A 24684-nucleotide genomic window follows, 5' to 3' on the forward strand; every position below is an offset into this window, starting at 1 on the left:
TCGTCGGGTCAACTGGGGTCGGGGCCAAGGGGGTTCGGGGACACGGGGGTTCCGGTCCCCTCAGGCGTGGTGCAGCGCCATCTCGTGCAGATAGCGCATGAGGGTCATGAGGACGTCGCGGCTGGAGGCCCTGCGGCGCGCGTCGCACTCGATGATCGGGACGTGCGGGTCGAGGTCGAGGGCGTTGCGCAGCTCGTCCGCGGGGTAGCGCGGCCCGTCCGGGAAGGCGTTGTTGGCGATGACGAACGGCACGCCGCGCTCCTCCAGGCGCCCGATCACGTCGAAGCTGACTTCCAGCCTGCGGGTGTCGATCAGGACCACGGCGCCGAGCGCGCCCTCGAACAGGCCGTTCCACAGGAACCAGAAGCGCTCCTGTCCTGGCGTCCCGAAGAGGTAGAGGACGAGCTCGTCGGTGATCCTGATGCGGCCGAAGTCCATGGCCACGGTGGTGGCGGTCTTGGTGTCCGAGCCGTAGTTGTCGTCGACGCCGATGCCCGCCTGCGTCATCGTCTCCTCGGTGGTCAGCGGACGGATCTCGCTGACGGAGCCGACCATGGTGGTCTTGCCGACGCCGAAGCCGCCCACGATGACGATCTTCACCGCGGACGTGACCGTCTCGGGCATCCGGTCCTCGGCGCGCGGGCCGGGGATGTGCACGCTCCCGAGCACGGTGTCCGGGCCGTCAGAGCTTCTGTAGTCCATGCATCACCGCTTCGAGGAGGGAACGGTCGGCGGTCGCGCCGCGGATCACCGGGGCGCGCGCCTGTACCAGTTCGGCCGCGAGGAGTTCACCGAGCAGCACGGTGACCACGCTGAACGGCAGGTTCAGATAGGCCGAGATCTCGGCCGTGGACAGGGGTGTCCGGCACATGCGTAAGACGGCCGCCTGTTCCGGCGCCGCGGACGGCGGGGGGTCGGCGCGGGCCACGATCAGGGTGACCAGGTCGAGGGGCGCCCGCTCGGCCCCGTCGGTGCCGCCGGTGATGACGTAGAGGCGCTCGGGGTCGACGGGTTTGCCGTCCTGCGTGGACCGGCGCTCGCGTTGCGGAGGCTGTTCTCGGAACGGGGGGTCCGGTGGGCGCGGACTCATACGGTCTGGCCGTTGCGTCGCGGCGGGCTGGTCAGGTGTGCGCCGATCCGGATGACGAGATCGCGCATCTGGTGGCTGACGAGCCCGGCGTCGACGAACTGGTCGGCGAGGACCGCGAGGTACGCGCCCTTGCCCGCGGCCATCAGGTAGAAGAAGCCGCCGTGGACCTCGATGATGACCATGTTCATGGAGCCGTCGCTGTCCGGGATCTCGGTGGCGACGGCGGAGGCCAGCGACTGGAGTCCCGCGCAGGCGGCGGCGATCCGGTCGGCCGCGTCCGGGTCACCTCCGTAGCGGGCGATGCGCAGTCCGTCCGAGGAGAGCACCACCACCTGGTGGACGTTGGGCACGCACTCGGCGAGCTCCTTGAGCATCCAGTCGAAATTGGCCCGTTGCTGGATCACTGGCGGTCTCCCTCGTCGACCTGCTGGTTGTACGCGTCGTCATGCGGCTTCTCCGTGCCGCCGTCCGGGGCCGTGGCGTCGGGCTTGAGCCCGTTCATGAACGCCTCGACCCACAGGCCGGGTTCGGGCTGCGCCGGCTTGTCGTGCTCCGGCTCCGCGGAGGGCACGGGGCCGGTCGTCGGCGCGCCGTGGGCCTCGGGCGGCGGCATGGTGAGGTCCGGGTTCCGCGGCGTCACGATGATCTGGTCCTCGATGATCTTCGTGTCGTACTTCCTGCGGCGCTGCGGCAGCCCGTTGGCCCGCCATTCGGTGACCACAGGGACGTCGTCCTCCGCGGCGGCGACGAGCGGGGCCGAGGGGCGCGGGCCCGTGGTGGGGCGGCGCGTCTTCTTCAGGCGCGGCTCTTCCTTGATCGGTACGCCGTTGTGGTCGACGCGGGGCACGGCGGTGACGCCGATGCCGTGGGCGAGGCCGGGCGCGGGTTCGGTGCTCATCATGTCGCGCGGGACGACGAGGACGGCGCGCACGCCGCCGTAGGCGGACTGGCGCAGCGAGATCTGCATGCTGTACATGGAGCAGAGCCGGCCGACGATCGCGAGGCCGAGGCGCGGGTTCTCGCCGAGGTCGTTGAGGTCGACGCCCGCCTTGGCCTTGTCGAGCATCCGCTCGACCTTGGCCTGGGCCTCCTCGCCGAGGCTGACGCCGCCGTCCTCGATCTCGATGGCGATGCCGGTCTGCACCTCGACGGCGGTGACGTGCACGCGGGTGGTGGGCGGCGAGTAGCGGGTGGCGTTGTCGAGGAGTTCGGCGACGGCGTGGATGACGGGCTCGACGGAGACGCCCTTGATGGCGACGTCGCAGATGGCGTGCAGGTCGATGCGCGGGTATTCGAGGATGCGCGACATGGCGCCGCGCAGCACGCTGTAGAGCTTGACGGGCCGGGGCCACTGGCGGCCGGGCCGGGCGCCGCCGAGGACGGTGACGGAGTCGGCGAGGCGGCCGATCAGGGCGGTGCCGTGGTCGATCCGCAGGAGGTCGTCGAAGACCTCGGGGTTGCGGCCGTGGTCCTCCTCCATCTCGCGGAGTTCCTGGGCCTGCTTGTGCACGATGGCCTGGACGCGGCGGGCGACGGAGACGAAGGCGCGCTGCGCCGCGTCGATCTCGGAGTCGCCGCGGTCGATCTCGCGCAGGCAGAGCCGGAGCAGTTCGCGCTCGCCCTGGGTGACGTCGCGGAAGTCGGGGTCGGCGTCGCAGGTGCGGGTGACGGCGTCCTTCGGGTTGTCGCCGGTGCGCATCCGGTACAGGGCGTGCGGGAGGACTTCCTTGGCGACGCGCATCGTGCGGTGTTCCTGGGCGGTGATGCGGGCTTCCAACTCGCTCACGTGCTGGGCGTATCGGGCGCGCAGTCCCGTGACGACGCGGCCGCGCCGGACGGCCTCGGCCGCGACGGCGACCACGAGGAGCGTGCCGAGCGTGCCGCACAGGGCGACGGCGAGGCGGGCGGGCTGTGTGACCACGGCGACGGCCGCTCCGGTGGCGGCGGCCATGACCATGGCGGGCAGCAACAGCACGCGTGTGTAGGGGACTTCTCGGCCACCGGGAGGCGATTGAACACTCACCATGTATGCCCTCAGAACGGTCGGGTCGGGGAAGGTCGCGGTGGTTCGCCGCACTTTGTTCCGTGCATGAAAGCGAACCATCGGCGCACAGGGGAACAAGCGCCCGAATACATCTCAACTCGGTGCGCTGCGGGCGAGCTTAGTCCGACCGGATCATCGCCGAGTCATATTCAGCAAGGCCCTGAAATAACCCCTGGGACAGGAATACACTCACGCCCATTTGCACGCTCAGCACCGAATCGCACACATGGAGTGAGGGCGTCCGCCCGTCCGTGGGAACAGGTGTGTCAGATTCCGGCGATGCGCAGCGCCGCGTCGGCCGTGGCCTCGGCGAACACCGCGACCGGCCGCTCCGGATCGGACCGGTGCACGAGGATGACACCTTCGATCAGCCCGAACAGCAGGTCGGTCCGCAGGGCGAGTTCGCCCTTGCCGAGGGTGGACCCCACGGCGGTACCGGCCAGCAACTGCCGGTAGGCGTCCTTGAGTTCGGCCCGTACGGCGTGGAAGCCGGCGAACCGCTCGGTGCGCACCTCGGGCAGCAGGTAGAGGACGCCGAGGTTGTGCGGGCCGCCGCACAGCAGCTCCACGTCGGAGCGGCACAGCTCCCACAGCCGGTCCGCGGCGGACGCGTCGGTGTCGGCCAGCAGGGCGCGGGCCAGGGCGAGGGACGGCGTGACCGTCGACTCCAGGAGCTCGGCGAGCAGCTCCTCCTTGCCGGAGACGTAGTGGTACATGGTCGCCTGCCGCATCCCGGCCCGTTCGGCGACGGCGCGGGTGGTGGTCGCCGCGTACCCCTTGGTGGTGAACAACTCGGCGGCTGCCGCCAGGAGTTCGGCCCGCGGCGCCAGCCCGCTGTCCGGCCGCTGCGCGGCCCGCGGGCGTCCGACGCGACGCGCTCCCGGAGTGCTCATGCGGCCGATCGTTGCACATCCGCTCGGACCGGCGGCGGGGTGAGGACTCGGTAACGGACGCGCAATGGCCGGGCAACGCGCCGGAAGCCGCCTCTCCCTAATTTCTGTCGGGCGACAGAAACCAGGCCCACGACGTCCAGCCGGAAGGTCCCGCCATGGCGACAGCGACCACCTACGGAGCCCGCGACCACGCCCGCGCCCAGCAGGGCACCCGCACCGACGCGATGCCGGTGGTGCCCGCCCGCGACTGGGCCGAACCCCCCTGCGAGGCAGGCCACTTGGTGTGGGCGGAGACGGTGGCGGGCGGCGGCTACACGCACCGCGTGCTGGCCCGCGGCACCGAACTGCGCCTCACCGACCCGACGGGAACCGCCTGCGCGCACCTCCTCCTCCACGTCGACGGCCGTCCCTGGGAGCGGCTGAACGTCGCCGACACCGTGAAGGTGCAGTGGAACGCCTACCTCGGCGAGGGCCGGCTGCTCCTGTCCGACCAGGGCCGCGTCCTCGCCTCGATCGTGGCCGACACCACCGGCGGCCGGCACGACGCGCTGTGCGGCACCTCCACCCTCGTGCGCAACGAGCAACGCTACGGCGCGGGGACGCCGGAGTCGGCGTCCCCGGCCGGACGTGAGCTGTTCAAGCTGGCGGCCGCGAAGAACGGGCTGACGCCGCGCGACCTGCCGCCGTCGCTCTCCTTCTTCCAGGGGGTCCGGATCGGCGCGGACGGCGAGGTGGAGTTCACCGGTCCGGCCGGTCCCGGCGCGAGCGTGACGCTCCGCGCCGAGCAGGACGTGACGGTGCTGCTCGCGAACGTGCCGCACCCCTGCGACCCGCAGGAGGCCTATGTGTGCGGCCCGCTGGAGGTCCTCGCCTGGCGGGCCGCGCCCACCACGGAGAAGGACCCGCTGTGGGACGCCACCCCCGAGGGCCGTCGCGCCTTCCTGAACACCGCCGACTTCCTCGCCTCCAGGGGGATCCTGTGACCACCGTCGCCGCCCGTGCCGCCTGGTCCGCCGTCGTCCCCGCCGGCCGGACGCTCACCCTCACCGACCTGAAGGGCAACCAGGCCGTGGACTTCCTGGTGTACGACGCCCGGGACACGGCCGTCCGCTACAGCGCGCCCGACACGATCCAGGCGCAGGGCGGCATCTTCCTGACCACGGGCAGCGTGCTGCTCAGCAACGAGCACACGCCGCTGATGACCGTCGTCGCCGACGAGGTGGGCCGCCACGACACGGTCGGCGGCGCCTGCTCCAAGGAGTCCAACACCCTGCGCTACGGCCACCACACGTGGGCGCAGCACGCCTGCGTCGACAACTTCCTCGCGGAGGGCGCCCGGTACGGCCTCGGCAAGCGGGACCTCGTCTCGAACGTCAACTGGTACATGAACGTGCCGGTGGAGCAGGACGGCACGCTCGGCATCGTCGACGGCCTGTCGTCGCCGGGGCTGCGGGTGACGCTGCGCGCGGAGCGCGAGGTGCTCGTGCTGGTCTCCAACTGCCCGCAGATCAACAACCCGTGCAACGGCTTCGCGCCCACGCCCGTCGAGCTGACCGTGGCGGGTGGCGCATGAGCTTCGACACGCTGCTCGTCGCCAACCGCGGCGAGATCGCGGTCCGCGTCATCCGTACGGCCCGCGAGCTGGGCCTTCGCACGGTCGCGGTGTACTCCGACGCGGACCGCGGCGCCCCGCACGTCCGCCTCGCCGACGAGGCCGTCAGGCTCGGCCCCGCGCCCGCCAAGGAGTCGTACCTGGACGCGGACCTGGTCCTGCGGGCGGCGAAGGACACGGGGGCCGGGGCCGTCCACCCGGGCTACGGGTTCCTGTCCGAGGACGCGGCCTTCGCGCGGCGCTGCGAGGACGCGGGCATCGTGTTCGTCGGCCCGACCCCGCGCCAGCTGGAGCTGTTCGGCGCGAAGCACACCGCGCGGGCCGCCGCGCGGGCGGCCGGGGTGCCCCTGGCGCCCGGCACCGGGCTGCTCGCGGACGTGACCGAAGCGCTCGCGGCGGCCGAGGCGGTGGGCTATCCGGTCATGCTGAAGGCCACCGGCGGGGGCGGCGGCATCGGCATGTCCGCCTGCCGCGACGCGGCCGAACTGCGTCACGCGTGGGAGCGGGTGCAGCGGATCGCGGCGGCATCGTTCGCCTCGGCGGGGGTGTTCCTGGAGCGGCTCGTCGAGCACGCCCGCCACGTCGAGGTGCAGGTCTTCGGCGACGGCGCGGGCCGGGTCGTGACGTTCGGCGACCGCGACTGCTCGCTGCAGCGCCGCAACCAGAAGGTCGTGGAGGAGGCCCCGGCGCCCGGCCTGCCCGCGCACATGCGCAGGCAACTCGCCGACTCGGCACGCGAGTTGTGCGCCTCGGTGGAGTACCGGTCCGCCGGGACGGTCGAGTTCGTGTACGACGCGGCGCGCGAGGAGGCCTACTTCCTGGAGGTCAACACCCGGCTCCAGGTGGAGCACCCGGTCACCGAGGAGATCTACGGGGTCGACCTCGTCGCGTGGATGCTGCGACTGGCCCGCGGCGAGTCCGACGTCGTCCGCGACCCGGGACCCCCGCGCGGCCATGCCGTCGAGGCCCGGATCTACGCGGAGGACCCGAGCCGCGAACACCGGCCGAGCGCGGGCCTGTTGACCCGGGTGGAGTTCCCGGCGGGGGTCCGCGTGGACGGCTGGATCGAGACGGGGACCGAGGTCACCACCGCGTACGACCCGATGCTGGCGAAGGTGATCGCGTACGGCGGCGATCGCGAGCACGCCGTCGCCCGGCTCGACGAGGCGCTGGCCAGGACCCGCGTCGACGGCATCGAGACCAATCTGGGCCTGGTCCGCGCGGCGCTCGCCGAGCCGTCGTTCACGGCGGCCGCGCACTCGACGGCGACGCTCGCGCACGTCACCGACCCCACCCCGCGCGTCGAGGTGGTCGCCGGCGGCACGCTCACCACCGTGCAGGACTGGCCGGGGCGGATCGGGCACTGGCAGGTCGGGGTGCCGCCGTGCGGGCCGATGGACGACCGCTCGTTCCGGCTCGGCAACCGGGCGCTCGGCAACGAGGAGGGCGCGCCGGGCCTCGAATGCACCCTGCGGGGACCGGAGTTGAGATTCACGCACCCGACGACGGTGTGTGTGACGGGGGCTCCGGCACCGGTCACGGTCGACGGCGTGCCGGTCACGCAGTGGGAGCCGGTGACGGTGCCCGCCGGCGGCACGCTCGCGGTGGGCGAACCCGACGAGCACGGCCTGCGCACGTACGTCCTGTTCGGGGGTGGCGGGCTCGACGTGCCGCCGTTCCTGGGCAGCGCGGCCACGTTCACGCTCGGCGGCTTCGGCGGGCACGGCGGCCGGGCGCTGCGCACGGGCGACGTGCTGCACGGCGGCGGCGTGGTCGCGGGGACGCCGGTCGGGGACGCCGACCGGCCCGCCTTCACCTCGGCCTGGACGGTCGCCGCCCTCGAAGGCCCGCACACGGCACCGGAGTTCTTCACCGAGGAGGACGTCCACGACTTCTACGCGGCCGACTGGAAGGTGCACTTCAACTCGGCCCGCACCGGCGTCCGGCTGGTCGGCCCGAAGCCGCGCTGGGCCCGCGCCGACGGCGGCGAGGCGGGCCTGCACCCCTCGAACATCCACGACACCCCGTACTCGGTCGGCGCCGTCGACTACACCGGTGACATGCCGGTGCTGCTCGGCCCCGACGGCCCCTCGCTCGGCGGTTTCGTCTGCCCGGCGACGGTCCCCACCGCCGAACGCTGGAAGCTGGGCCAGCTCCGCCCCGGCGACACGGTCCGGTTCGCCCCGGTCACGGCGGAGGGTGCCGCCCGCCCCGCGATCGTCGACGGCGGCGTCCTCGCCCGCGACGGCGATGTCACCTACCGCCGCAGCGGCGACGACAACCTGCTCGTCGAGTTCGGCCCGATGCAGCTCGACCTGGCGCTGCGGATGCGCGTGCACGCGCTGATGGAAGCGGTGGCGGCGGCCGGTCTGCCGGGCGTACGCGATCTGACACCGGGCATCCGCTCGCTCCAGATCCAGACGGACCCTGACCTGCTCCCTCAGCACCAACTCCTCGGCACTGTCCGGGAGATGGCGAGGAACCTGCCTCCGTCGGACGAGCTCACGGTGCCGTCCCGCACGGTCCACCTCCCCCTCTCCTGGGACGACCCGGCGACGCGCGAGGCCATCGCCCGCTACATGGCCGGGGTGCGGGACGACGCGCCGTGGTGCCCGTGGAACATCGAGTTCATCCGCCGGGTCAACGGCCTCGAATCGGTCGACGACGTGTACGCGACAGTCTTCGACGCGGAGTACCTGGTGCTCGGCCTCGGCGACGTCTATCTCGGCGCGCCCGTGGCGACCCCGCTCGACCCGCGCCACCGCCTGGTGACGACGAAGTACAACCCGGCCCGCACCTGGACCGCCGAGAACTCGGTCGGCATCGGGGGCGCGTACCTGTGCGTCTACGGCATGGAGGGGCCGGGCGGCTACCAGTTCGTGGGCCGCACCACGCAGGTGTGGTCGGGGTGGCAGCAGCGCGGCGCGTTCGAACCGGGCGCCCCGTGGCTGCTGCGCTTCTTCGACCGGATCAAGTGGTACCCGGTGTCGCCGGAGGAGCTGCTCGCCCTGCGGGCGGACATCACGTCGGGGCGTTTCGTGCCACGGATCGAGGAGGGCGCGTTCTCGCTCGCCGAGTACCGCCGCTTCCTCGACGCGAACGCCGCCTCCATCGAGGAGTTCCGGGCCCGGCAGGGCGCCGCGTTCGGCGCGGAGCGCGACGCGTGGCAGGCGGCGGGCGAGTTCACCCGCGCGGCGGCGGCGAGCGATCCGCCACCACCCGCCGACGACCTGGTGGTCCCCGAGGGCGGCGTGCTGATCGAGGCCGAGTTCGCCGCGTCGGTGTGGCAGGTGAACGTGGCGGAGGGCGACGCGGTAGGACCGGGTCAGCAGTTGGTGGCCCTGGAAGCGATGAAGATGGAGTCCCCCGTGCACGCGGATACGGCGGGCCGCGTGCACCGGATTCTCACCAAAGCGGGCGCCCAGGTGGAGGCGGGCACACCGCTCCTGATCCTGACCCCCTGAGCCGCGCACGAAGCGCGCCCTCAGGGGCGTGGGGAACTGCGCGATCAGCCACGACGAACCCGCACTCGCACACGGAGAAGTACCCCTACGGCGAGAAGGAGCCCACGTGACACGGGCCGTAACCCGAGTCCGCACCGCCTACGCCCGCATCCGGGAGGTGGACCGCCCCGAGATCTGGATCGGCCTGCGCCCCCAGGCGGAGGTCGAGGCGGAAGCCGTCACCCTCGACGCCCGCGTCGCGCACGGTGAACAACTACCGCTCCACGGGCGCCTGTTGGCCGTCAAGGGCAACATCGACGTCGCGGGCCTGCCCACCACCGCCGCGTGCCCCGGCTACGCGTACCGGCCGGAGGCGGACTCCCCGGCGGTGGCCCGTCTGCGCGCGGCGGGCGCGCTCGTCATCGGCTCCACGAACCTCGACCAGTTCGCCACGGGCCTGGTAGGCACCCGCTCCCCCTACGGCGCGGTGCGCAACGCCCACGACCCGGCGCGGATCAGCGGCGGCTCCAGCTCGGGCTCGGCCGTCGCCGTGGCCCTCGGCCTGGTCGACCTCGCGCTCGGCACCGACACCGCGGGCTCGGGCCGGGTACCCGCCGCGCTGAACGGCATCGTCGGCCTGAAGCCGACGTACGGTCTGGTCCCGACGGAGGGCGTGGTCCCGGCCTGCGCCTCGCTCGACTGCGTCACCGTCTTCGCCCGCACGCTCCCCGAGGCCTCGCGCGCGCTGTCCTTCATGGCGGACGCCGCTCCCCCGGCCCCGGCCCGCGCTCCCGGCCCCTGGCGGATCGCCGTCCCGCGCCCCGGCCAACTCGGCGACCTGGCACCGGGGTGGGCGGCCGCGTACGAGCGGGCCGCCCAGCAATTCGCCCGGTCCGGCGCCGAGTTGACGGAGATCGACCTGGCCCCGTTCACGGAGGCGGCGGCGATGCTCTACGAGGGCGCGTTCGTCGCGGAGCGCTACACGGCGGTGGGCGCCTTCATCGACAAAGCGATGAACGGTTCGAGCGACGCGGCCGAAGCCACCCACGCCGCCGATGCCGCCGATGCCACCGAAGCCCCGGGCCTCGATCCCACGGTCGCGGACATCATCACGCGCGCCCGCGACATCCCCGCCCACCGGCTCTTCGCCGACCAGGCCCGCCTGGCGACCCTGCGCACCCGGGCGCTCGCCCAACTCGCCGACGTGGACGCCCTGTTGCTGCCCACCACCACCGAGCACCCCACCCTCGCGGAGGTCGCCGCCGACCCACTGGGGGCCAACGCCCGTCTGGGCCGCTTCACCAATTCGACCAACCTGTTCGGGCTGTGCGCGGTCGCCGTCCCCGCGGGCACGGCGCACGGCCTCCCGTTCGGCGTGATGCTGATCGGCCACGCCCGTACGGACGACCGCGTGGCCCGCGTCGCCGAGGCCCTGACCAGTCCGGCCACCCGGGTCGCGGTGGTCGGCGCCCACCTCACCGGCCAGCCGCTCAACGGTCAACTCCTCGCCCTGGGAGCCGAGTTCGAGCGGACGGCGACGACCGCCCCGACGTACCGGCTGCACGCCCTCGACACCCGCCCCGCCAAACCGGGCCTGGTGCACGTCGGCGCCGCGCGCGGGGCGGCGATCGATGCGGAGGTGTGGCGCATTCCGGCGGCGGGCCTCGGCCGGCTGCTCGCCGAACTCCCCCGCCCGATGGCGCTCGGCCGGATCACGCTCGCGGACGGCTCCGAAGTCCCCGGCTTCCTCTGCGAGCCGTCGGCGCTGGACGGCGCCGAGGACATCACGGCCCACGGCGGCTGGCGCGGCTACCTCGGCCGGCCCGCACCTCCTACCAGGACCTGTTGACGCGGAGGCCACCCTCCTGTTGCACTGAGCCCATGCGTCCTCAGCTGCGGCTGGTCACCCGCGACCACATCGACTTCGGTCGGGTGTGGTCGGCGGCGTGTTGCGCCTGACCACGTCCAGGCCCTCACCCGACCCCTTTTGACAGCTGAAGAGGCGTATCACCATGCCCGTAGAGTTCCTCGGCATCGCCGCGACGAACGAAGGCTCCGAAGTCACCGCCCGCACCGGCCCGTCCTTCGACAAGGACTACACGCTCCGTCTCGCCCGCGCCCACGAGGAGTACGGCTGGGACCGCATCCTCTTCGCGTACGGCTCCGGCTCCCCCGACCCGTCGCCGGCCGCCGCCTACATCGCGGCCCGCACGGAGAAGATCCAGATCCTGGTGGCGCACCGGCCGAACGTCTCCTACCCGACCTTCGCCGCCAAGACCTTCGCGACGCTCGACCGGATCAGCGACGGCCGCCTCGCCGTCCACTTCATCACCGGCGGCAACGACCACGAGCAGCAGCGCGAGGGCGACTTCCTGACGAAGGACGAGCGCTACGCCCGCACCCGCGAGGCCATCCAGATCATCAAGAAGGCGTGGACGTCGCACGAGCCCTTCGACCACGAGGGCACGCACTACCGCTTCCACGACTTCGTGAGCGACACCTTCCCGGTCCAGCAGCCGCACCCGCTCGTCTCGTTCGGCGGCTCCTCCCCCGCGGCGTACGCGGCGGGCGGCGCGGAGGCGGACGTCTACTGCCTGTGGGGCGAACCGCTCGCGCAGACCGCCGAGCAGATCGAGTCCGTCCGGGCGGCGGCGAAGGCGGCGGGCCGCACGGACGTCCCCCGCATCCAGGTCGCGTTCCGCCCGATCATCGCGCCGACCGAGGAGCTGGCCTGGGAGAAGGCCCACGCCACCCTGGGCCGCATCAGGGCGCGCAAGGCGGGCAGCCCGATATCGCGCCGCCACCCCCTCCAGAACCCGGAGAACGCGGGCTCCCGGCGCCTCCTCGCGGCGGCCGCCGAGGGCGAGCGGCACGACCGCGCCCTGTGGACGCCGACGGCGGCGGAGACGGGCGGCGCGGGCAACTCCACGGCGCTGGTCGGCACCCCGGAGACGGTGGCGCAGGCCCTGCTCGACTACTACGACCTGGGCGTGGAGATCCTCTCCGCGCGCGGCTACGACCTGCTCGACGACGCGATCGACTTCGGCCGCCAGGTCATCCCGATCGTCCGCGAGGAGGTCGCCAAGCGGGACGCCGCCCGCACGGCCGCCTGACGGACACCCCGCACAGCGGAGAAGCCCCTACGGCGCGTAGGGGCTTCTCCCGGTCAGGCACCGGTCACCGGACCGGCTACTGGCTCGCTACCGGCTCGCTACCGGCTCGCTACTGGACGGACGAGTACGCCACGACCCCGCGCAGCACGTCGTCGACCGCCTTCCGCGCGTTCCGCGCCACCGAGGAGCCGCCGGGCGCGGCCGCGGAGATCTGTCCCAGGACGTCGATGACCTGCTTGCACCAGCGCACGAAGTCCCCGGCCGGCATCTCCGCCTCCCGCAGCACCTCGTCGAGCCCCTTGCCCGAGGCCCACTGGTACACGGCCCAGGCGAAGCCGAGGTCGGGCTCGCGCTGCCCGACGCCTTCGGCCTGATTGATCCGGAACTCCTCCTCCAGGGCGTCCAGTCGGCCCCAGATCCGCACCATCTCACCGAGCGCGGCCTTCGCCTTGCCGGCGGGCAGCTTCGGCGCCAGCGCGTCGTCACCGACCCGCGCCTCGAACACCAACGCCGAGACGCACGCCGCCAGTTCGGCCGGGCTCAGGCCCTCCCAGACGCCGTCCCGCAGGCACTCACTGGCGAGCAGGTCCAGCTCGCCGTACAACCGGGCGAGCCGCTTCCCGTGCTCGGTGACCTCGTCGCCCCGCAGGTAGTCCATCTCGGTCAGGAGCTTCACGATCCGGTCGAAGGTCCGAGCGATGGTGTTCGTCCGGCCCTCGATCCTGCGCTCCAGCTGCGCGGTGTCCCGGCGCAGCCGGTAGTAGCGCTCCGCCCAGCGCGCGTGGTCCTCCCGCTCGGCGCAGCCGTGGCACGGATGCGCCCGCAGCTCGGTGCGCAGCCGCGCGATCTCACGGTCGTCGGCGGCGGCCGCCCGGCCCTTCTTCTGCCGGTCGGGCACGATGTGCCCGGCCTTCGTGCGCAGCGCCGACGCCAGGTCCCGGCGCGACTGCGGCGAGCGCGGATTGAACGACTTGGGGATCCGCATCCGCTCCAGCGCCTCCACGGGCACCGGGAAGTCGATCGACGCGAGCCGCTTGACCTGCCGCTCGGCGGTCAGCACCAGCGGGCGCGGGCCGTCGTGGTGCTCGAACCCGCGGTGCCCGTTCGACCGGCCCGCCGGGAGTCCGGGGTCGAGCACGAGCGCGAGCCCGGCGAACTTCCCGGTCGGCACGTGGATGACGTCGCCCGGCTTGAGCTTCTCCAGCGCGGCCGCGGCCTGGGCCCGCCGCTGGGCAGCGCCCTGCTTGGCCAGGTCGGTCTCGCGGTCCTTGAGCTCGCGCCGCAGGCGCGCGTACTCCTCGAAGTCCCCGAGGTGGCAGGTCATGGACTCCTTGTAGCCCTCGAGCCCCTCCTCGTTCTTCTGGACCTGCCGCGAGATCCCGACCACCGACTTGTCGGCCTGGAACTGCGCGAACGACGTCTCCAGAAGCTCCCTCGACCGGTGCCGCCCGAACTGCTCGACGAGGTTCACCGCCATGTTGTACGACGGCTTGAAGCTCGACTTCAGCGGGTACGTGCGCGTACCGGCCAGGCCCGCCAGGTGCTCGGGGCTGAAGCCGCGCTGCCAGAGCACCACCGCGTGGCCCTCGACGTCGATGCCGCGGCGGCCGGCGCGGCCCGTGAGCTGGGTGTACTCGCCGGGGGTGATGTCGGCGTGCTGCTCCCCGTTCCACTTCACCAGCTTTTCGAGGACCACGGATCTCGCCGGCATGTTGATGCCGAGCGCCAGCGTCTCGGTGGCGAAGACGGCCTTCACCAGACCCCGTACGAACAGCTCCTCGACGACCTCCTTGAAGGTCGGCAGCATGCCCGCGTGATGGGCGGCGATGCCCCGCTCCAGGCCCTCCAGCCACTCGTAGTAGCCGAGGACGTGCAGGTCCTCGTCCGGGATGGACGCCGTCCGCTCCTCGACGATCTCGCGGACCTTGATCCGCGCCTCCTCGTCGTTCAGCCGCAGCCCCGCGTACAGGCACTGCTGGACGGCTGCCTCGCAGGCCGCCCGGCTGAAGATGAAGGTGATGGCGGGCAGCAGTCCCTCGTTGTCCAGCCGCTCGATGACCTCGGGGCGGCCCGGCGTCCAGATCCGGGACCGCTGGCGACGCTCCCGCTCGCGGTCCGCCTCCCGCATGTTCCGCCCGCGCCGCCGGTCCTGGTAGGACGGGCGGCTCGCCTCCATGCGCGCCATCCGCGTCAGATCGGGGTTGACGGCCTTCTTGCTGCCCTCGCCCTCCTCGAAGAGGTCGTACATCCGGCGGCCGGCGAGCACGTGCTGGAAGAGCGGCACGGGCCGGTGCTCGGAGACGATCACCTCGGTGTCGCCGCGCACGGTGTCGAGCCAGTCGCCGAACTCCTCCGCGTTCGACACCGTGGCCGACAGCGAGACGAGGGTGACGGACTCCTGGAGGTGGATGATCACCTCTTCCCAGACGGCGCCCCGGAAGCGGTCGGAGAGGTAGTGCACCTCGTCCATGACCACGTACCCGAGGTTGATCAGCGCCTGCGACCCGGCGTACAGCATGTTCCGCAGGACCTCGGTGGTCATCACGACCACCGGCGCGTCACTGTTCACACTGTTGTCGCCGGTGAGCAGACCGACCTTGTCGGCGCCGTAGCGCTTGGCGAGGTCCTGGTACTTCTGGTTCGACAGCGCCTTGATGGGCGTCGTGTAGAAACACTTCTTGCCCTGCTGGAGGGCGAGGTGCACGGCGAACTCGCCGACGATCGTCTTGCCGGAGCCGGTGGGGGCGGCCACCAGAACACCCTTGCCGGCCTCGAGCGCCGTACACGCCTCGATCTGGAAGGGGTCGAGGCCGAAGTCGTACATCTCGCGGAAGTCCGCGAGCGCGGTGGCCTGCTCGGCGGCCCGCTTACGGGCTGCCGCATACCGCTCGGCCGGTGAGAGGTCCTCTGTCATCGTGCTTTCGAGCCTACCGGCCGTCACTGACATCGGACGATCATTATCCGGTAAGGCCTCCGGTGAGGACCCGCACCGCCGCCGGTACGCACTCCGCGACCAGCGGCAGCGCCCCCACCGGTTCCCCGTCCGCGTACCCGGTGATGTCCGGCGCGGCCAGCTCGACGCGCGCCGCCCGGTACACGCTCACCACCGGATGATCGAGATGGGTCCCCTTGTAGACCCGCGGGAACACGCGCAGCAGCGTCGTGCGGGAGCAGTCACCGACGACGGTCACGTCGAAGAGGCCGTCGTCCATCTCGGCGTCCGCGCAGATCCGCATGCCGCCTCCGTAGGAGGTGCCGTTCCCGACGGCGACGAGCGTGGCGGGGACCTCGCGCACGGAGCCGTCGTCGAGGGTGAGCCGGAACGGCACGGGCTTGAAGGCGGCCAGCTCGGCGACGATCGCCAGGTCGTACTTGAAGCGGCCGAGCGGCAGCCGCATCCGGTTGCCCCGGTCGTTGACGCGGGAGTCGAAGCCGGAGGCGAGGACGGTGCCGAACCAGTGGTCGCCGATCCGGCCCAGGTCGACGTCGCGGACGAGCGAGCCCTTGAGCGCCCCGGCGACGAGCGTGCCGGCCGCCTCCGGGGCGCGTATCGGCAGTCCGAGGGAGCGCGCGAAGTCGTTCCCCGTCCCGACGGCGATCACGCCGAGCGGGGTGCGGGTGCCCGCGACGGCCTGCAGCGCGAGGTTCACCAGACCGTCCCCGCCGACGGCCACCAGGGCGCCCGTGCCCTCGGCCACGGCGGCACGCGCGCGTGCCAGGGCGTCGGGGGCGTCCACACCGATGACGGTGCGCACGGAGAATCCTGCGGCCCGCAACGCGGAAGCGGCCGGCTGCGCAGCGTGTGCGCCCCGGCCGCGTCCTGCGGTGGGATTGACGAAGAGGGTGATCTCACTGCTCACGGCCGGACCCTAACAAGTGCCCCGTCGCGAACTGCAGTTACCTCAGGTCACATCGTCGTAACCGTTGATCCTGTCGTTCTCTCCGGTGGCCTGCTCGGGCAGCGAGCGGCTCGCCGACACCGTCTCCACGTCACCGATGTCCTCGGGCGTGAGGTCGAGGTCGGAGGCCTCGTCGTCGCCGGGGCCCAGCTCGTCGATGCGCCGCTTGCGGCGGTCGTTGAGGAGCGAGAAGGCCGTGGCCGCGAAGTACAGGACCCAGATCGGGCCCGCGAGGGCCAGCATGGTCAGCGGGTCGGTGCTGGGCGTGGCCACCGCCGCGAAGACGGTGATGCCCATGATCATCCCGCGCCACCAGCCGAGCATCTTCTTGCCGCTGAGCACGCCGGTGAGATTCAGCATGACCAGCAGCAGCGGCAGCTCGAAGGAGAGACCGAAGACGATCACCATGCGGGTGATCAGGTCGAGCAGGTCGTCGAGGGGCAGCTGGTTGTCGATGTTCGCCGGCGAGAAGTCGAGCAGCACCCGCGCCATCGTGGGCAGCGTCTTGTACGCGAAGAACGCGCCGCCGAGGAACAGCGGGACGCCGGTGGCCACGAAGGCCGTCGCGTACTTCTTCTCGTGCTTGTGCAGACCCGGCGCGACGAAGCCCCACAGTTGGTAGAGCCAGATCGGCGACGCACCGATCACACCGGCCATGAGGGAGACCTTCAGGGCGAGCGTGAAGGGCGTGATCAGACCGTTGAGCACGATGCGGGCGCACTGCTCGTTGGCGTCCTTGTTCTCCGCCGCCTTCGCCGTCAGTTCGGCGAAGGTCTTGTCACAGCCGACCGAGTCAAGGACCGGGTTCGTGAAGAACTCGATGATGTCCTTGTAGTAGAAGGCAGCGACGATCGTGACGACGAGGATGGCCAGGACGGCCTTCCCGAGCCGGTTGCGAAGCTCGCGCAGGTGCTCCGCGAGCGGCATCCGCCCCTCGGGATCCTTCTCCTCTTTGCGGGCAGACTTGAGCAACCCACGTCCTCATCTCGTGCGACAGGCCGCCGTGGCAGGGGCGGCCTTCGATCAGCTCTTGATCAGCTCTTCGTCGTGTTGGTCGGCTCGCTCACGGGGCGCGAGCTCGTCACGTCGCCCGGGGCGGCCTGGATGGTGCGCTGGGCCGGCGGCTGCTGGTCGTCCTGCTTCGGCGGGTCCGAGGGAGCCGCGTCCTTGTTGCCGCCCTCGCTCTTCATGGCCTTGGCCTCGCTCTTGAGGATGCGGGCCGACTTGCCGAGCGAGCGCGCCATGTCCGGGAGCTTCTTCGCGCCGAACAGGAGGAGGATGACCACGAGCAGGATGATCAACTCGGGGGCGCCGATCTTTCCACCGAACATATGCGTTTACCTTCTCACTGAGGCGGCAGGGGCGGGACTGCCGGTACCGGTCGGACTTCGGACTGTTGTCCGACCACCGTGCTGGCAGCGATCGTATCCCGTGGGGGTGAACAGGGGGCAATCCCCGTGCGTACTCCCAGTTGCGACCCGCGCCTCACTCCCAGGCCGCGTAAGGGAGCGTACCCGCCCGACCTGGGCGACCGACAGGCCACAGCGGTAAAGCGCTTTCCATCCCGTCCCGGAAAGCGTCAGACGACGTCGCCGCCGGCCTTCGCGACACCCACCGCGGCCCGCTCGAGCTCCTCGGCGGCCTGGTTGATCTGCCGTGTGGTGTCGGCTACTTGGCGCCCGAGGCGCTGGGCCTCGACGAACACCTTGATCGCAAGGACGGCCAGCACGGCGAGTCCTACGAAACCCACGGCCACCGCCAGCATCGCCCAGAACATGCGCCGAGCCTAGACGGTCTGGTGCAGGCGGAGCGTGCGCACCCCGCCACCGGTGAGGAGTTCGACGATGCGCTCGCCCGCGGGCTTGCGCACCGCGGCATCGCACTCGGGGCAGGTGAAGGAGTAGAAGGTGGTGCGGCGGCTGCCGCCTATCGCCAACCGGATCGCGGACGCGGCCAGTTCGAAGCGGGCGCGGCAGTCCGGGCAGGCGGCCTTGAAGACGACGGGCGCCGGAACGGTCACCACGGCGGACACATCGGAAACACCGGAGATATCAGAGGAACCCACGAAGCCCGCGAAACCCGTGAAACCGGTCACGTCGGTGATGTCGCCCACGTCACACCTTTCATCCGTTCCTGACGGCGCGCCCAACTCCCTCACGCCGCCCCGTCGTACGCGGCCAGCGCCTCGCGTGCCGCGTCCCGCGCGCTGTCCGCGAGCTCGGCGGGCGCCACGATGTGACCGTCCCGGCCGAGCCGCAGCGCCAGCCGGCGCAGCGAGGACGGGTCGGGCGTGCGCAGGGTGATGCGCAGCCCGCCGTCCGCCAACTCCTCGGCGCTGTCGTGCGGGTAGTACTCGGCGACCCAGCGGCCGCCGGGGCCGACCTCGACGACGACCTCGGGGTCCTCGGCCGCGGGCTGCACCAGACCCGCGGAGAGGTCACGCAGTTCGATCTCCGGCGGCGCCGACACCTCGTCCATGATCCGGATCTCGGCGACCCGGTCGAGCCGGAACGTGCGCCGCGCCTCGGACCTGCGGCACCACGCCTCCACATAGGTGTGGCCGACGCTGACCAGCCGGATCGGGTCGATCTCCCGCTCGGTGACCTCGTCGCGCGAGGGCGAGTAGTAGCGGATCCACAGCCGGCGCCGCTCCGAGATCGCCCGGTCCACGTCGGCGAAGACGCCGCCCTCCGACTCGAAGGTGACCGACAGCCGCGCACTCGCGCTCGCCACCTCGCCCGCGGCGGCCTCCAGCTTCGCGGTCGCCCGCAGCAGCGCGAGCCGGTCGCTCTCCCGCAGGCCGGGCAGGGTGGCCACGGCGCGCGCCGCCACCAGCAGCGCGGTCGCCTCGTCGGCGGCGATCCGCAGCGGCTCGGCCGCCTCCGCCGACAGCGCGGCCGGGTTGTGCCACCAGATCCGGTCGCCGTCGGTGTCGATGTCCAGGAGGTCCCCGCCCCGGAAGCTGGTCCCGCACAGCGGCAGCACGTCCAGGTCGGAGATCAGCTCGTCCTCGGTGATGCCGAAGGCCCGGGCGACGTCGCTGACGTGCGCGCCGGGGCGCTCGCGCAGGTACGTCACCAGGGACAGCATCCGCCGGGTCTGGTCGATGGCGTTGGCAGCCATGCTCGTACGTTCCCCCTCAGCCCTTGGCCACGGCGCGCAGCCGGTCCATGACGTCGGCCCGCAGCTCGGCGGGCTCCAGCACGACCACGTCGGGGCCGAACTCCACGAGCCAGGCGTCGAGCCCGTGCCCGTACGGAATCTCCAACTCGTCCCAGCCGTCGCCCAGTTCGCGTACGGAACCGGCCTTGGCGCGCAGCGGGTAGCCCGCGCCCGCGCGCAGCCTGATCAGCGCGGAGCGGGTGGCGGTCTCCCCCGCCCAGCTCGCCACGGTCTCCCGCACGGTCACCACGTCCGGCACCGGCGCCTGGAACCGGCCGGCCCGCGAGCGCACCTTGCCGGTGATCCGGGAGAGCCGGAAGACCCGCTCGGCCTGCCGGTCGCGGTCCCAGCCCGCCAGGTACCAGTGGCCGCGCCAGCACTCCAGCGCCCACGGCTCGACGTGCCGCTGCTCGGGCCGGGCGGCGGTCGCCTTGCGGTAGTCGAAGACGACGGAGCGCCGGTCGCGGCAGGCGAGCATCAGCGGTTCGAAGGACGCCTCGTGCACGGGGATCCGGGGCTCCAGCGCGCCATGGGCCTCGTACGGGTCCACGTCCTCGGGCATGCCGGCCGCGCGCAGCTTCTGCAGGGCGCCGCTGGCGGCGCCGGCGAGTCGGGCCTGCTGCCAGACCTTCGCGGCCAGGCCGAGGGCGGCCGCCTCCTCGGCGTCGAGCGTGACGGGCGGCAGGCGGTTGCTGTCGCGCCGGGCGAGGTAGCCGACCTCACCGTCCAGGTTCTCGACGGTCTCGATGACCAGGCCGAGCTCACGCAGGTCGTCCTTGTCCCGCTCGAACATCCGGTTGAAGGAGTCGTCGCTGCCCGCTTCCAGGTAGGCCTCGATGGAACCCCGCAGCTCTCGCTTGCTGAGCGGACGCCGGGTCCCGAGCAGACACAGCGCCAGATTCATCAGCCGCTCGGCCTTGGCAATGGCCATCGACGCCCTTTCTTCCCCGGAGGCTCCCCGCGCGCTCCCCAATGCTCCCGACGGTCGACCGTACCGCCCCGGGGTGTCGTGGCAAAAGCCAGGGGCAACCCGGGGGCGACTCGACAGGGCGAAGGGCCCGTACCGGCTGGCACGGGCCCTTCCCTGACCGTTTGTGGTCGGTGCGTGACCGGATCAGACGGCGACCAGGTCGCACACGAAGATCAGCGTCTCGCCGGGGGCGATGCGACCGCCGCCGGCGCCGCGGTCGCCGTACGCGAGGTGCGCGGGGATCGTCAGCTCACGACGCCCGCCGACCTTCATGCCCTGGACACCCTGGTCCCAGCCCGCGATGACCTGGCCGGCACCGAGCTGGAACTCCAGCGGGTTGCCGCGGTTCCAGGAGGCGTCGAACTCCTCACCGGTGGAGAAGGCCACGCCCACGTAGTGGACCTTGACGAAGTCGCCGGCCTTCGCCACGGCGCCGTCGCCCTCCCAGATGTCCTTGACCTGGAGGTCCGCCGGCGGCTCGCCGACCGGGAAGTCGACCTCGGGCTTGTCGATGCTCACGTGAATTGCTCCTGCTTGTTGGCTGTCGGGCAACCGGAACAGTCTGCCACTTCCCGGACGGGTCAGTGCGCGGCGAGGATGTCGACCACGAAGACGAGCGTCGAGTTGGCGGGCAGGGTCGCGCCCTTGGCCTCCTTGCCGTACGCCTGGTCGGCGGGGATCACCAGGAGCACCCGGTCACCGACGTGCTTGCCGACGAGGCCCTTGTCCCAGCCCGGGATGACCCGGCCCTGGCCGATCGGGGTGGTGAAGGGCTGGCCCGTCTTCCAGGAGGAGTCGAACAGCTCGGCCTTCGCCTTGCCCTGGTTGAGCTTCCAGGCGGCACCGCTGTACTGCATGGTGACCGTCTGGCCCGACTTCACCTCGGCGCCCTTGCCCGGGATGAGGACCTGGTCGACGAGCTTCTTCGGCGGGTCGTTCTTCGGGACCGAGATCGTCGCCGGCTCTTCCTTGTCGGCCTTGATCTGCGGCAGGTCCGACGGGATCGCGGCCTGCTCGCCCTCGGCCTTCTTCGGGATGACCTTGCCGACGTCCAGCGCGAAGACCAGCGTGTCCGTGGCGGTGATGCCGACCTGCGGGTTGCCCTGGCTGCCGAAGCCCGCGGCGGGCGGCGCCACGACGAGGATCCGGCTGCCCTCCTTCTTCCCGAGCACGGCCTGCGCGAAGGCCGGGAGCTGGCCCTCGGCGCCGGCGGTCACCATCTGGTCGCCGCCGCCCTGCGCGCCGTACGTGGTGCCGAGGTCCTTGGCGCCCTTCCAGAGCTTGCCGGTGAAGTTCATCGTCACCAGGTCGTTCTTCTTGACCTCGGCGCCGTCGCCCTCGGAGAGCGTGTGCACGACGAACTTGCCGCTCGGGTCGCCCTTGGGAACCGTGATCGACGCCTTCTTGCCGACGTCTCCGGTGACCTTCGGCATCGGGTTCGCCGTGTCGACGGCATCGGGGACGCTCGCCGCCTTCGGCGACGCGGACGAGGAGTCCGCCTTGTCCGCCGAGTCCTTCTTGCCGTCGTCACTGCCGCAGGCCGTCGCGGTCAGCGCCAGAGCCGGCACGATCAGTAGAGCTGCAAGTCGGCGTCGCACAGAGATCCTCAGGTCGCTCGAATACGGTCTGGCCACTCTAGGCCCTCGCACAGCTTTGCCAAGGGCAGGTGAAGGGCCCCGTACGAATGATTCGTACGGGGCCCAGGACCGGATTGGTCGAACGTCTGCGCAGACCGCCTACATACCGGCGATCAGCTTCTCCACCCGGTCGTCCACACTGCGGAACGGGTCCTTGCACAGCACGGTGCGCTGCGCCTGGTCGTTCAGCTTCAGGTGCACCCAGTCCACCGTGAAGTCACGGCGCTGCTCCTGGGCACGGCGGATGAAGTCGCCGCGCAGCCGCGCGCGCGTGGTCTGCGGCGGCACGGACTTGCCCTCGAAGATCTTCAGGTCGTTGCAGATCCGGGCGGCCTGGCCCTTCTTCTCCAGGAGGTAGTAGAGGCCCCGGCGGCGGTGGATGTCGTGGTACGCGAGGTCTATCTGCGCGACCCTCGGGTTCGACATGGTCATGTTGTGCTTGGCCCGGTACCGCTCGATGAGCTTGTACTTCATGACCCAGTCGATCTCGGTGCCGATGCGGTCGAGGTCCTCGGCCTCGATGGCGTCGAGCGTGCGGCCCCAGAGCTCCAGGACCTGGTCGACGGTGCCGGTGCGGATGCCCCGGCGCTCCACGAAGTCGACGGCCTTCTCGTAGTACTCGCGCTGTACCTCGAGCGCCGAGGCCTCGCGGCCGCTGGCCAGGCGCACCTTGCGGCGGCCCGTGATGTCGTGGCTGACCTCGCGGATGGCCCGGATCGGGTTCTCCAGGGTCAGGTCGCGCATCACCGTGCCCGCCTCGATCATGCGCAGCACCAGGTCGGTGGCGCCGACCTTGAGGAGCATGGTCGTCTCGGACATGTTCGAGTCGCCGACGATGACGTGGAGCCTGCGGTAGCGCTCGGCGTCCGCGTGCGGTTCGTCGCGGGTGTTGATGATCGGCCGGGAACGCGTCGTCGCGGAGCTGACGCCCTCCCAGATGTGCTCGGCGCGCTGGCTCACGCAGTACACGGCGCCGCGCGGAGTCTGCAGCACCTTGCCCGCGCCGCACAGCAGCTGACGGGTCACCAGGAAGGGAATGAGGATGTCCGCGAGCCGCGAGAACTCGCCGTGCCGCGCCACCAGGTAATTCTCGTGGCAGCCGTACGAGTTTCCCGCCGAGTCGGTGTTGTTCTTGAACAGGTATACGTCGCCTGCGATTCCCTCCTCGTGCAGGCGTCGTTCGGCGTCGACGAGCAGGCCTTCCAGAATGCGCTCGCCCGCTTTGTCGTGGGTGACCAGCTCGGTCACGTTGTCACATTCCGGTGTGGCGTATTCCGGATGCGACCCGACGTCGAGATAGAGGCGGGCGCCGTTCCGCAGAAAGACATTGCTGCTGCGGCCCCATGACACGACACGGCGGAAGAGGTACCGCGCCACCTCGTCAGGAGACAGACGCCGCTGTCCCCTGAACGTGCATGTGACGCCGTACTCGTTCTCCAGCCCGAAAATGCGGCGGTCCATGACTGAACATTACGCCCGATCCCCCGAGCTGAAACGGGGTTCGACAGCACGGTTTGGATCATTTTCCGATGAGAGCGCGACACGCCCGGACGTGCGCGGGGGCGCCAGCACCCGGCCCGTGGCCAGCAGCACGAGCAGCGCGACCGCTCCGGTGACGGCCGGTACGGCGAAGCCGGCCCGGGTGCCGGCCCACTCGACGACCGGGCCCGCCACGGCCGTTCCCACGCTCGCGCCGACCGTGAACGTCGTCACGAGCCACGAGAACGCCTCGGTCACCGTCCCCCGCGGGGCGTGCCGGTCCACGACGATGAAGGCGCAGGCGATGCACGGCGCGAGGAACACCCCGGCGAGCGCCGTCAGGGCCACCATGGCGACCTGTCCCGGCATCAGGACCAACGGCACGTAGAACAGCGCGAGGAGAGCCACCAGCCACCGCAGTCGCGCCTCCGGGGCGCCACTCCACTGCCGGGCGCCGTAGACCGTGCCCCCGACCAGCGCGCCGAGTCCGAGCGCCGCCATCATCCAGCCGTAGACGGCATCGCCGCCGTTCCCGTCCGCGTACGAGACACCGGCCACGGTGATCGAGCCCAGCGCGAGCCCGATGAACAGGAAGGCGCCCAGCAGCACGAGCAGTCCCGGCGAGCGCAGGGCGCCCAGCCAGTGCGCCTCGCGGGGCGCCGAACGCCAGGCGCGGGACGGCTTCGAGACGACGACCGACAGCGCGCCGACGACCCCGATCACGTTCAGGACGATCAGCGCGGCCTGCGCCGACCACAGCGACACGCACACGGTCACCAGCAACGGGCCGACCGTGAACATGACTTCCTGGGCGATCGCGTCCATCGCGTACGCGGTGTGCACCTGCTCCTCGCGCGCCAGCACGCTGGGCCACAGCGCGCGCAGCCCGCCTTCGAGGGGCGGTGTGAACAGTCCGGCCGCGGCCACGGCCCCGTACGCCAGCGGCAGCGAGCCGGTCCCGGCGAACGCGAACACGGTCATCGCCAGGCCCGACAGGACCGCCGCGGGCAGCTGCACCTTCGGCTGGCCGCGCAGGTCGACGAGGCGGCCGAGCACCGGCTGCCCGATCGCGTTCGCCACCCCGTACACCGCCGCGAGGGCGCCCGCGAGGCTGTACGTGCCGCCCTCGTCGCGGATGAACAGCACGATGGCGATCGCCGCCGTGGCGTTGGGCAGCCTGCCCACCAGCGTCCCCGTGAGCAGCCGCATCGCGTGCCGCGCCCTGAGGATCTCCGCATACCCCGCGGCCATCGCCCCGCCTCACCTGGAGTTCAGTTTTACGTATAACGTCGAGGGGTTATACGTACCACGTGCGCGGCGCCGGGAGCCACCCGCTAACGTC

The 24684-nt window shown here is 71.6% G+C and carries 22 protein-coding genes; 5 read left to right on the forward strand and 17 right to left on the reverse strand.

The features are described 5' to 3' along the window. Positions 1-60: 60 nt before the first annotated feature. The 5 genes from RBJ77_RS55920 to RBJ77_RS55940 all read right to left on the reverse strand — a co-directional run bounded on the left by RBJ77_RS55920 (position 61) and on the right by RBJ77_RS55940 (position 4027). The gene (locus RBJ77_RS55920; RefSeq protein WP_372352027.1) at positions 61-702 is read right to left on the reverse strand and encodes an ATP/GTP-binding protein; all 642 of its coding nucleotides are present in this window, start codon (positions 700-702) and stop codon (positions 61-63) included. After that, a complete protein-coding gene (locus RBJ77_RS55925) occupies positions 683-1090 on the reverse strand; it encodes a DUF742 domain-containing protein (RefSeq protein WP_372352028.1) in 408 nt (135 codons plus the stop codon). The genes RBJ77_RS55920 and RBJ77_RS55925 overlap by 20 nt, the downstream gene beginning before the upstream one ends. Further along, positions 1087-1494, reverse strand: coding sequence for a roadblock/LC7 domain-containing protein (locus RBJ77_RS55930; RefSeq protein ID WP_255971218.1), 408 nt, complete (start codon positions 1492-1494; stop codon positions 1087-1089). Before RBJ77_RS55930 ends, RBJ77_RS55925 begins: the two co-directional genes overlap by 4 nt. Further along, positions 1491-3116 (reverse strand): ATP-binding protein, encoded by a 1626-nt coding sequence (locus RBJ77_RS55935; protein ID WP_372352029.1) that lies wholly within the window; start codon positions 3114-3116, stop codon positions 1491-1493. The genes RBJ77_RS55930 and RBJ77_RS55935 overlap by 4 nt, the downstream gene beginning before the upstream one ends. 284 nt (positions 3117-3400) lie before the next feature. Beyond that, entirely contained in the window at positions 3401-4027 is a 627-nt protein-coding gene (locus RBJ77_RS55940) for a TetR/AcrR family transcriptional regulator (RefSeq protein ID WP_372352030.1), read from the reverse strand. A gap of 155 nt (positions 4028-4182) precedes the next feature. Here RBJ77_RS55940 and RBJ77_RS55945 point away from each other — a divergent pair, with 155 nt between their 5' ends. The 5 genes from RBJ77_RS55945 (at position 4183) to RBJ77_RS55965 (ending at position 12195) form a co-directional block, all read left to right on the forward strand. Then, the gene (locus tag RBJ77_RS55945) at positions 4183-5010 is read left to right on the forward strand and encodes an urea amidolyase associated protein UAAP1 (RefSeq protein ID WP_372352031.1); all 828 of its coding nucleotides are present in this window, start codon (positions 4183-4185) and stop codon (positions 5008-5010) included. Beyond that, entirely contained in the window at positions 5007-5600 is a 594-nt protein-coding gene (locus tag RBJ77_RS55950; protein ID WP_372352032.1) for an urea amidolyase associated protein UAAP2, read from the forward strand. Before RBJ77_RS55945 ends, RBJ77_RS55950 begins: the two co-directional genes overlap by 4 nt. Beyond that, entirely contained in the window at positions 5597-9103 is a 3507-nt protein-coding gene (locus RBJ77_RS55955; protein WP_372352033.1) for a 5-oxoprolinase/urea amidolyase family protein, read from the forward strand. The genes RBJ77_RS55950 and RBJ77_RS55955 overlap by 4 nt, the downstream gene beginning before the upstream one ends. A 106-nt stretch (positions 9104-9209) precedes the next feature. Further along, positions 9210-10931, forward strand: a complete 1722-nt coding sequence (locus RBJ77_RS55960; RefSeq protein ID WP_372352034.1) for an allophanate hydrolase — start codon at positions 9210-9212, stop codon at positions 10929-10931. A gap of 163 nt (positions 10932-11094) precedes the next feature. Further along, positions 11095-12195 carry an LLM class flavin-dependent oxidoreductase gene (locus tag RBJ77_RS55965; protein ID WP_372352035.1) on the forward strand — a complete coding sequence of 367 codons (1101 nt, stop codon included), beginning with the start codon at positions 11095-11097 and terminating at the stop codon, positions 12193-12195. Between the two features lie 109 nt (positions 12196-12304). Here the strand turns inward: RBJ77_RS55965 and RBJ77_RS55970 are convergent, their stop codons facing one another. From RBJ77_RS55970 to RBJ77_RS56025, 12 genes are all read right to left on the reverse strand, one after another. Then, positions 12305-15109: a DEAD/DEAH box helicase gene (locus RBJ77_RS55970; RefSeq protein WP_372352036.1), complete on the reverse strand. Its 2805-nt coding sequence runs from the start codon at positions 15107-15109 to the stop codon at positions 12305-12307. A gap of 43 nt (positions 15110-15152) precedes the next feature. Further along, entirely contained in the window at positions 15153-16055 is a 903-nt protein-coding gene (locus RBJ77_RS55975) for a diacylglycerol kinase (protein WP_372352037.1), read from the reverse strand. Between the two features lie 42 nt (positions 16056-16097). Continuing rightward, on the reverse strand, positions 16098-17066 hold the full coding sequence (gene tatC, locus RBJ77_RS55980) for a twin-arginine translocase subunit TatC (RefSeq protein WP_255971199.1): 969 nt from the start codon (positions 17064-17066) through the stop codon (positions 16098-16100). 62 nt (positions 17067-17128) lie between these two features. After that, positions 17129-17425, reverse strand: a complete 297-nt coding sequence (tatA, locus tag RBJ77_RS55985; protein WP_255971197.1) for a Sec-independent protein translocase subunit TatA — start codon at positions 17423-17425, stop codon at positions 17129-17131. 248 nt (positions 17426-17673) lie between these two features. Further along, a complete protein-coding gene (locus RBJ77_RS55990; protein ID WP_372352038.1) occupies positions 17674-17871 on the reverse strand; it encodes a hypothetical protein in 198 nt (65 codons plus the stop codon). 9 nt (positions 17872-17880) lie between these two features. After that, positions 17881-18144: a hypothetical protein gene (locus RBJ77_RS55995; RefSeq protein ID WP_372352159.1), complete on the reverse strand. Its 264-nt coding sequence runs from the start codon at positions 18142-18144 to the stop codon at positions 17881-17883. A gap of 104 nt (positions 18145-18248) precedes the next feature. Beyond that, positions 18249-19217 carry a YafY family protein gene (locus RBJ77_RS56000; RefSeq protein WP_255971191.1) on the reverse strand — a complete coding sequence of 323 codons (969 nt, stop codon included), beginning with the start codon at positions 19215-19217 and terminating at the stop codon, positions 18249-18251. Between the two features lie 16 nt (positions 19218-19233). Next, complete coding sequence (locus tag RBJ77_RS56005; RefSeq protein WP_372352039.1) at positions 19234-20187, reverse strand: helix-turn-helix transcriptional regulator; 954 nt, start codon at positions 20185-20187, stop codon at positions 19234-19236. Between the two features lie 183 nt (positions 20188-20370). Then, entirely contained in the window at positions 20371-20745 is a 375-nt protein-coding gene (locus RBJ77_RS56010; RefSeq protein WP_372352040.1) for an FKBP-type peptidyl-prolyl cis-trans isomerase, read from the reverse strand. Positions 20746-20807: 62 nt separating this feature from the next. Then, positions 20808-21824 (reverse strand): FKBP-type peptidyl-prolyl cis-trans isomerase, encoded by a 1017-nt coding sequence (locus RBJ77_RS56015; RefSeq protein ID WP_372352041.1) that lies wholly within the window; start codon positions 21822-21824, stop codon positions 20808-20810. A 138-nt stretch (positions 21825-21962) separates the two neighbouring features. Next, positions 21963-23324: a Pup--protein ligase gene (gene pafA / locus RBJ77_RS56020; protein WP_372352042.1), complete on the reverse strand. Its 1362-nt coding sequence runs from the start codon at positions 23322-23324 to the stop codon at positions 21963-21965. A 9-nt stretch (positions 23325-23333) separates the two neighbouring features. Continuing rightward, positions 23334-24593, reverse strand: a complete 1260-nt coding sequence (locus RBJ77_RS56025; protein WP_372352043.1) for an MFS transporter — start codon at positions 24591-24593, stop codon at positions 23334-23336. Between the last annotated feature and the right edge of the window lie 91 nt (positions 24594-24684).

The organism is Streptomyces sp. KL116D (assembly GCF_030766975.1).
Lineage (GTDB): Bacteria > Actinomycetota > Actinomycetes > Streptomycetales > Streptomycetaceae > Streptomyces > Streptomyces longispororuber_A.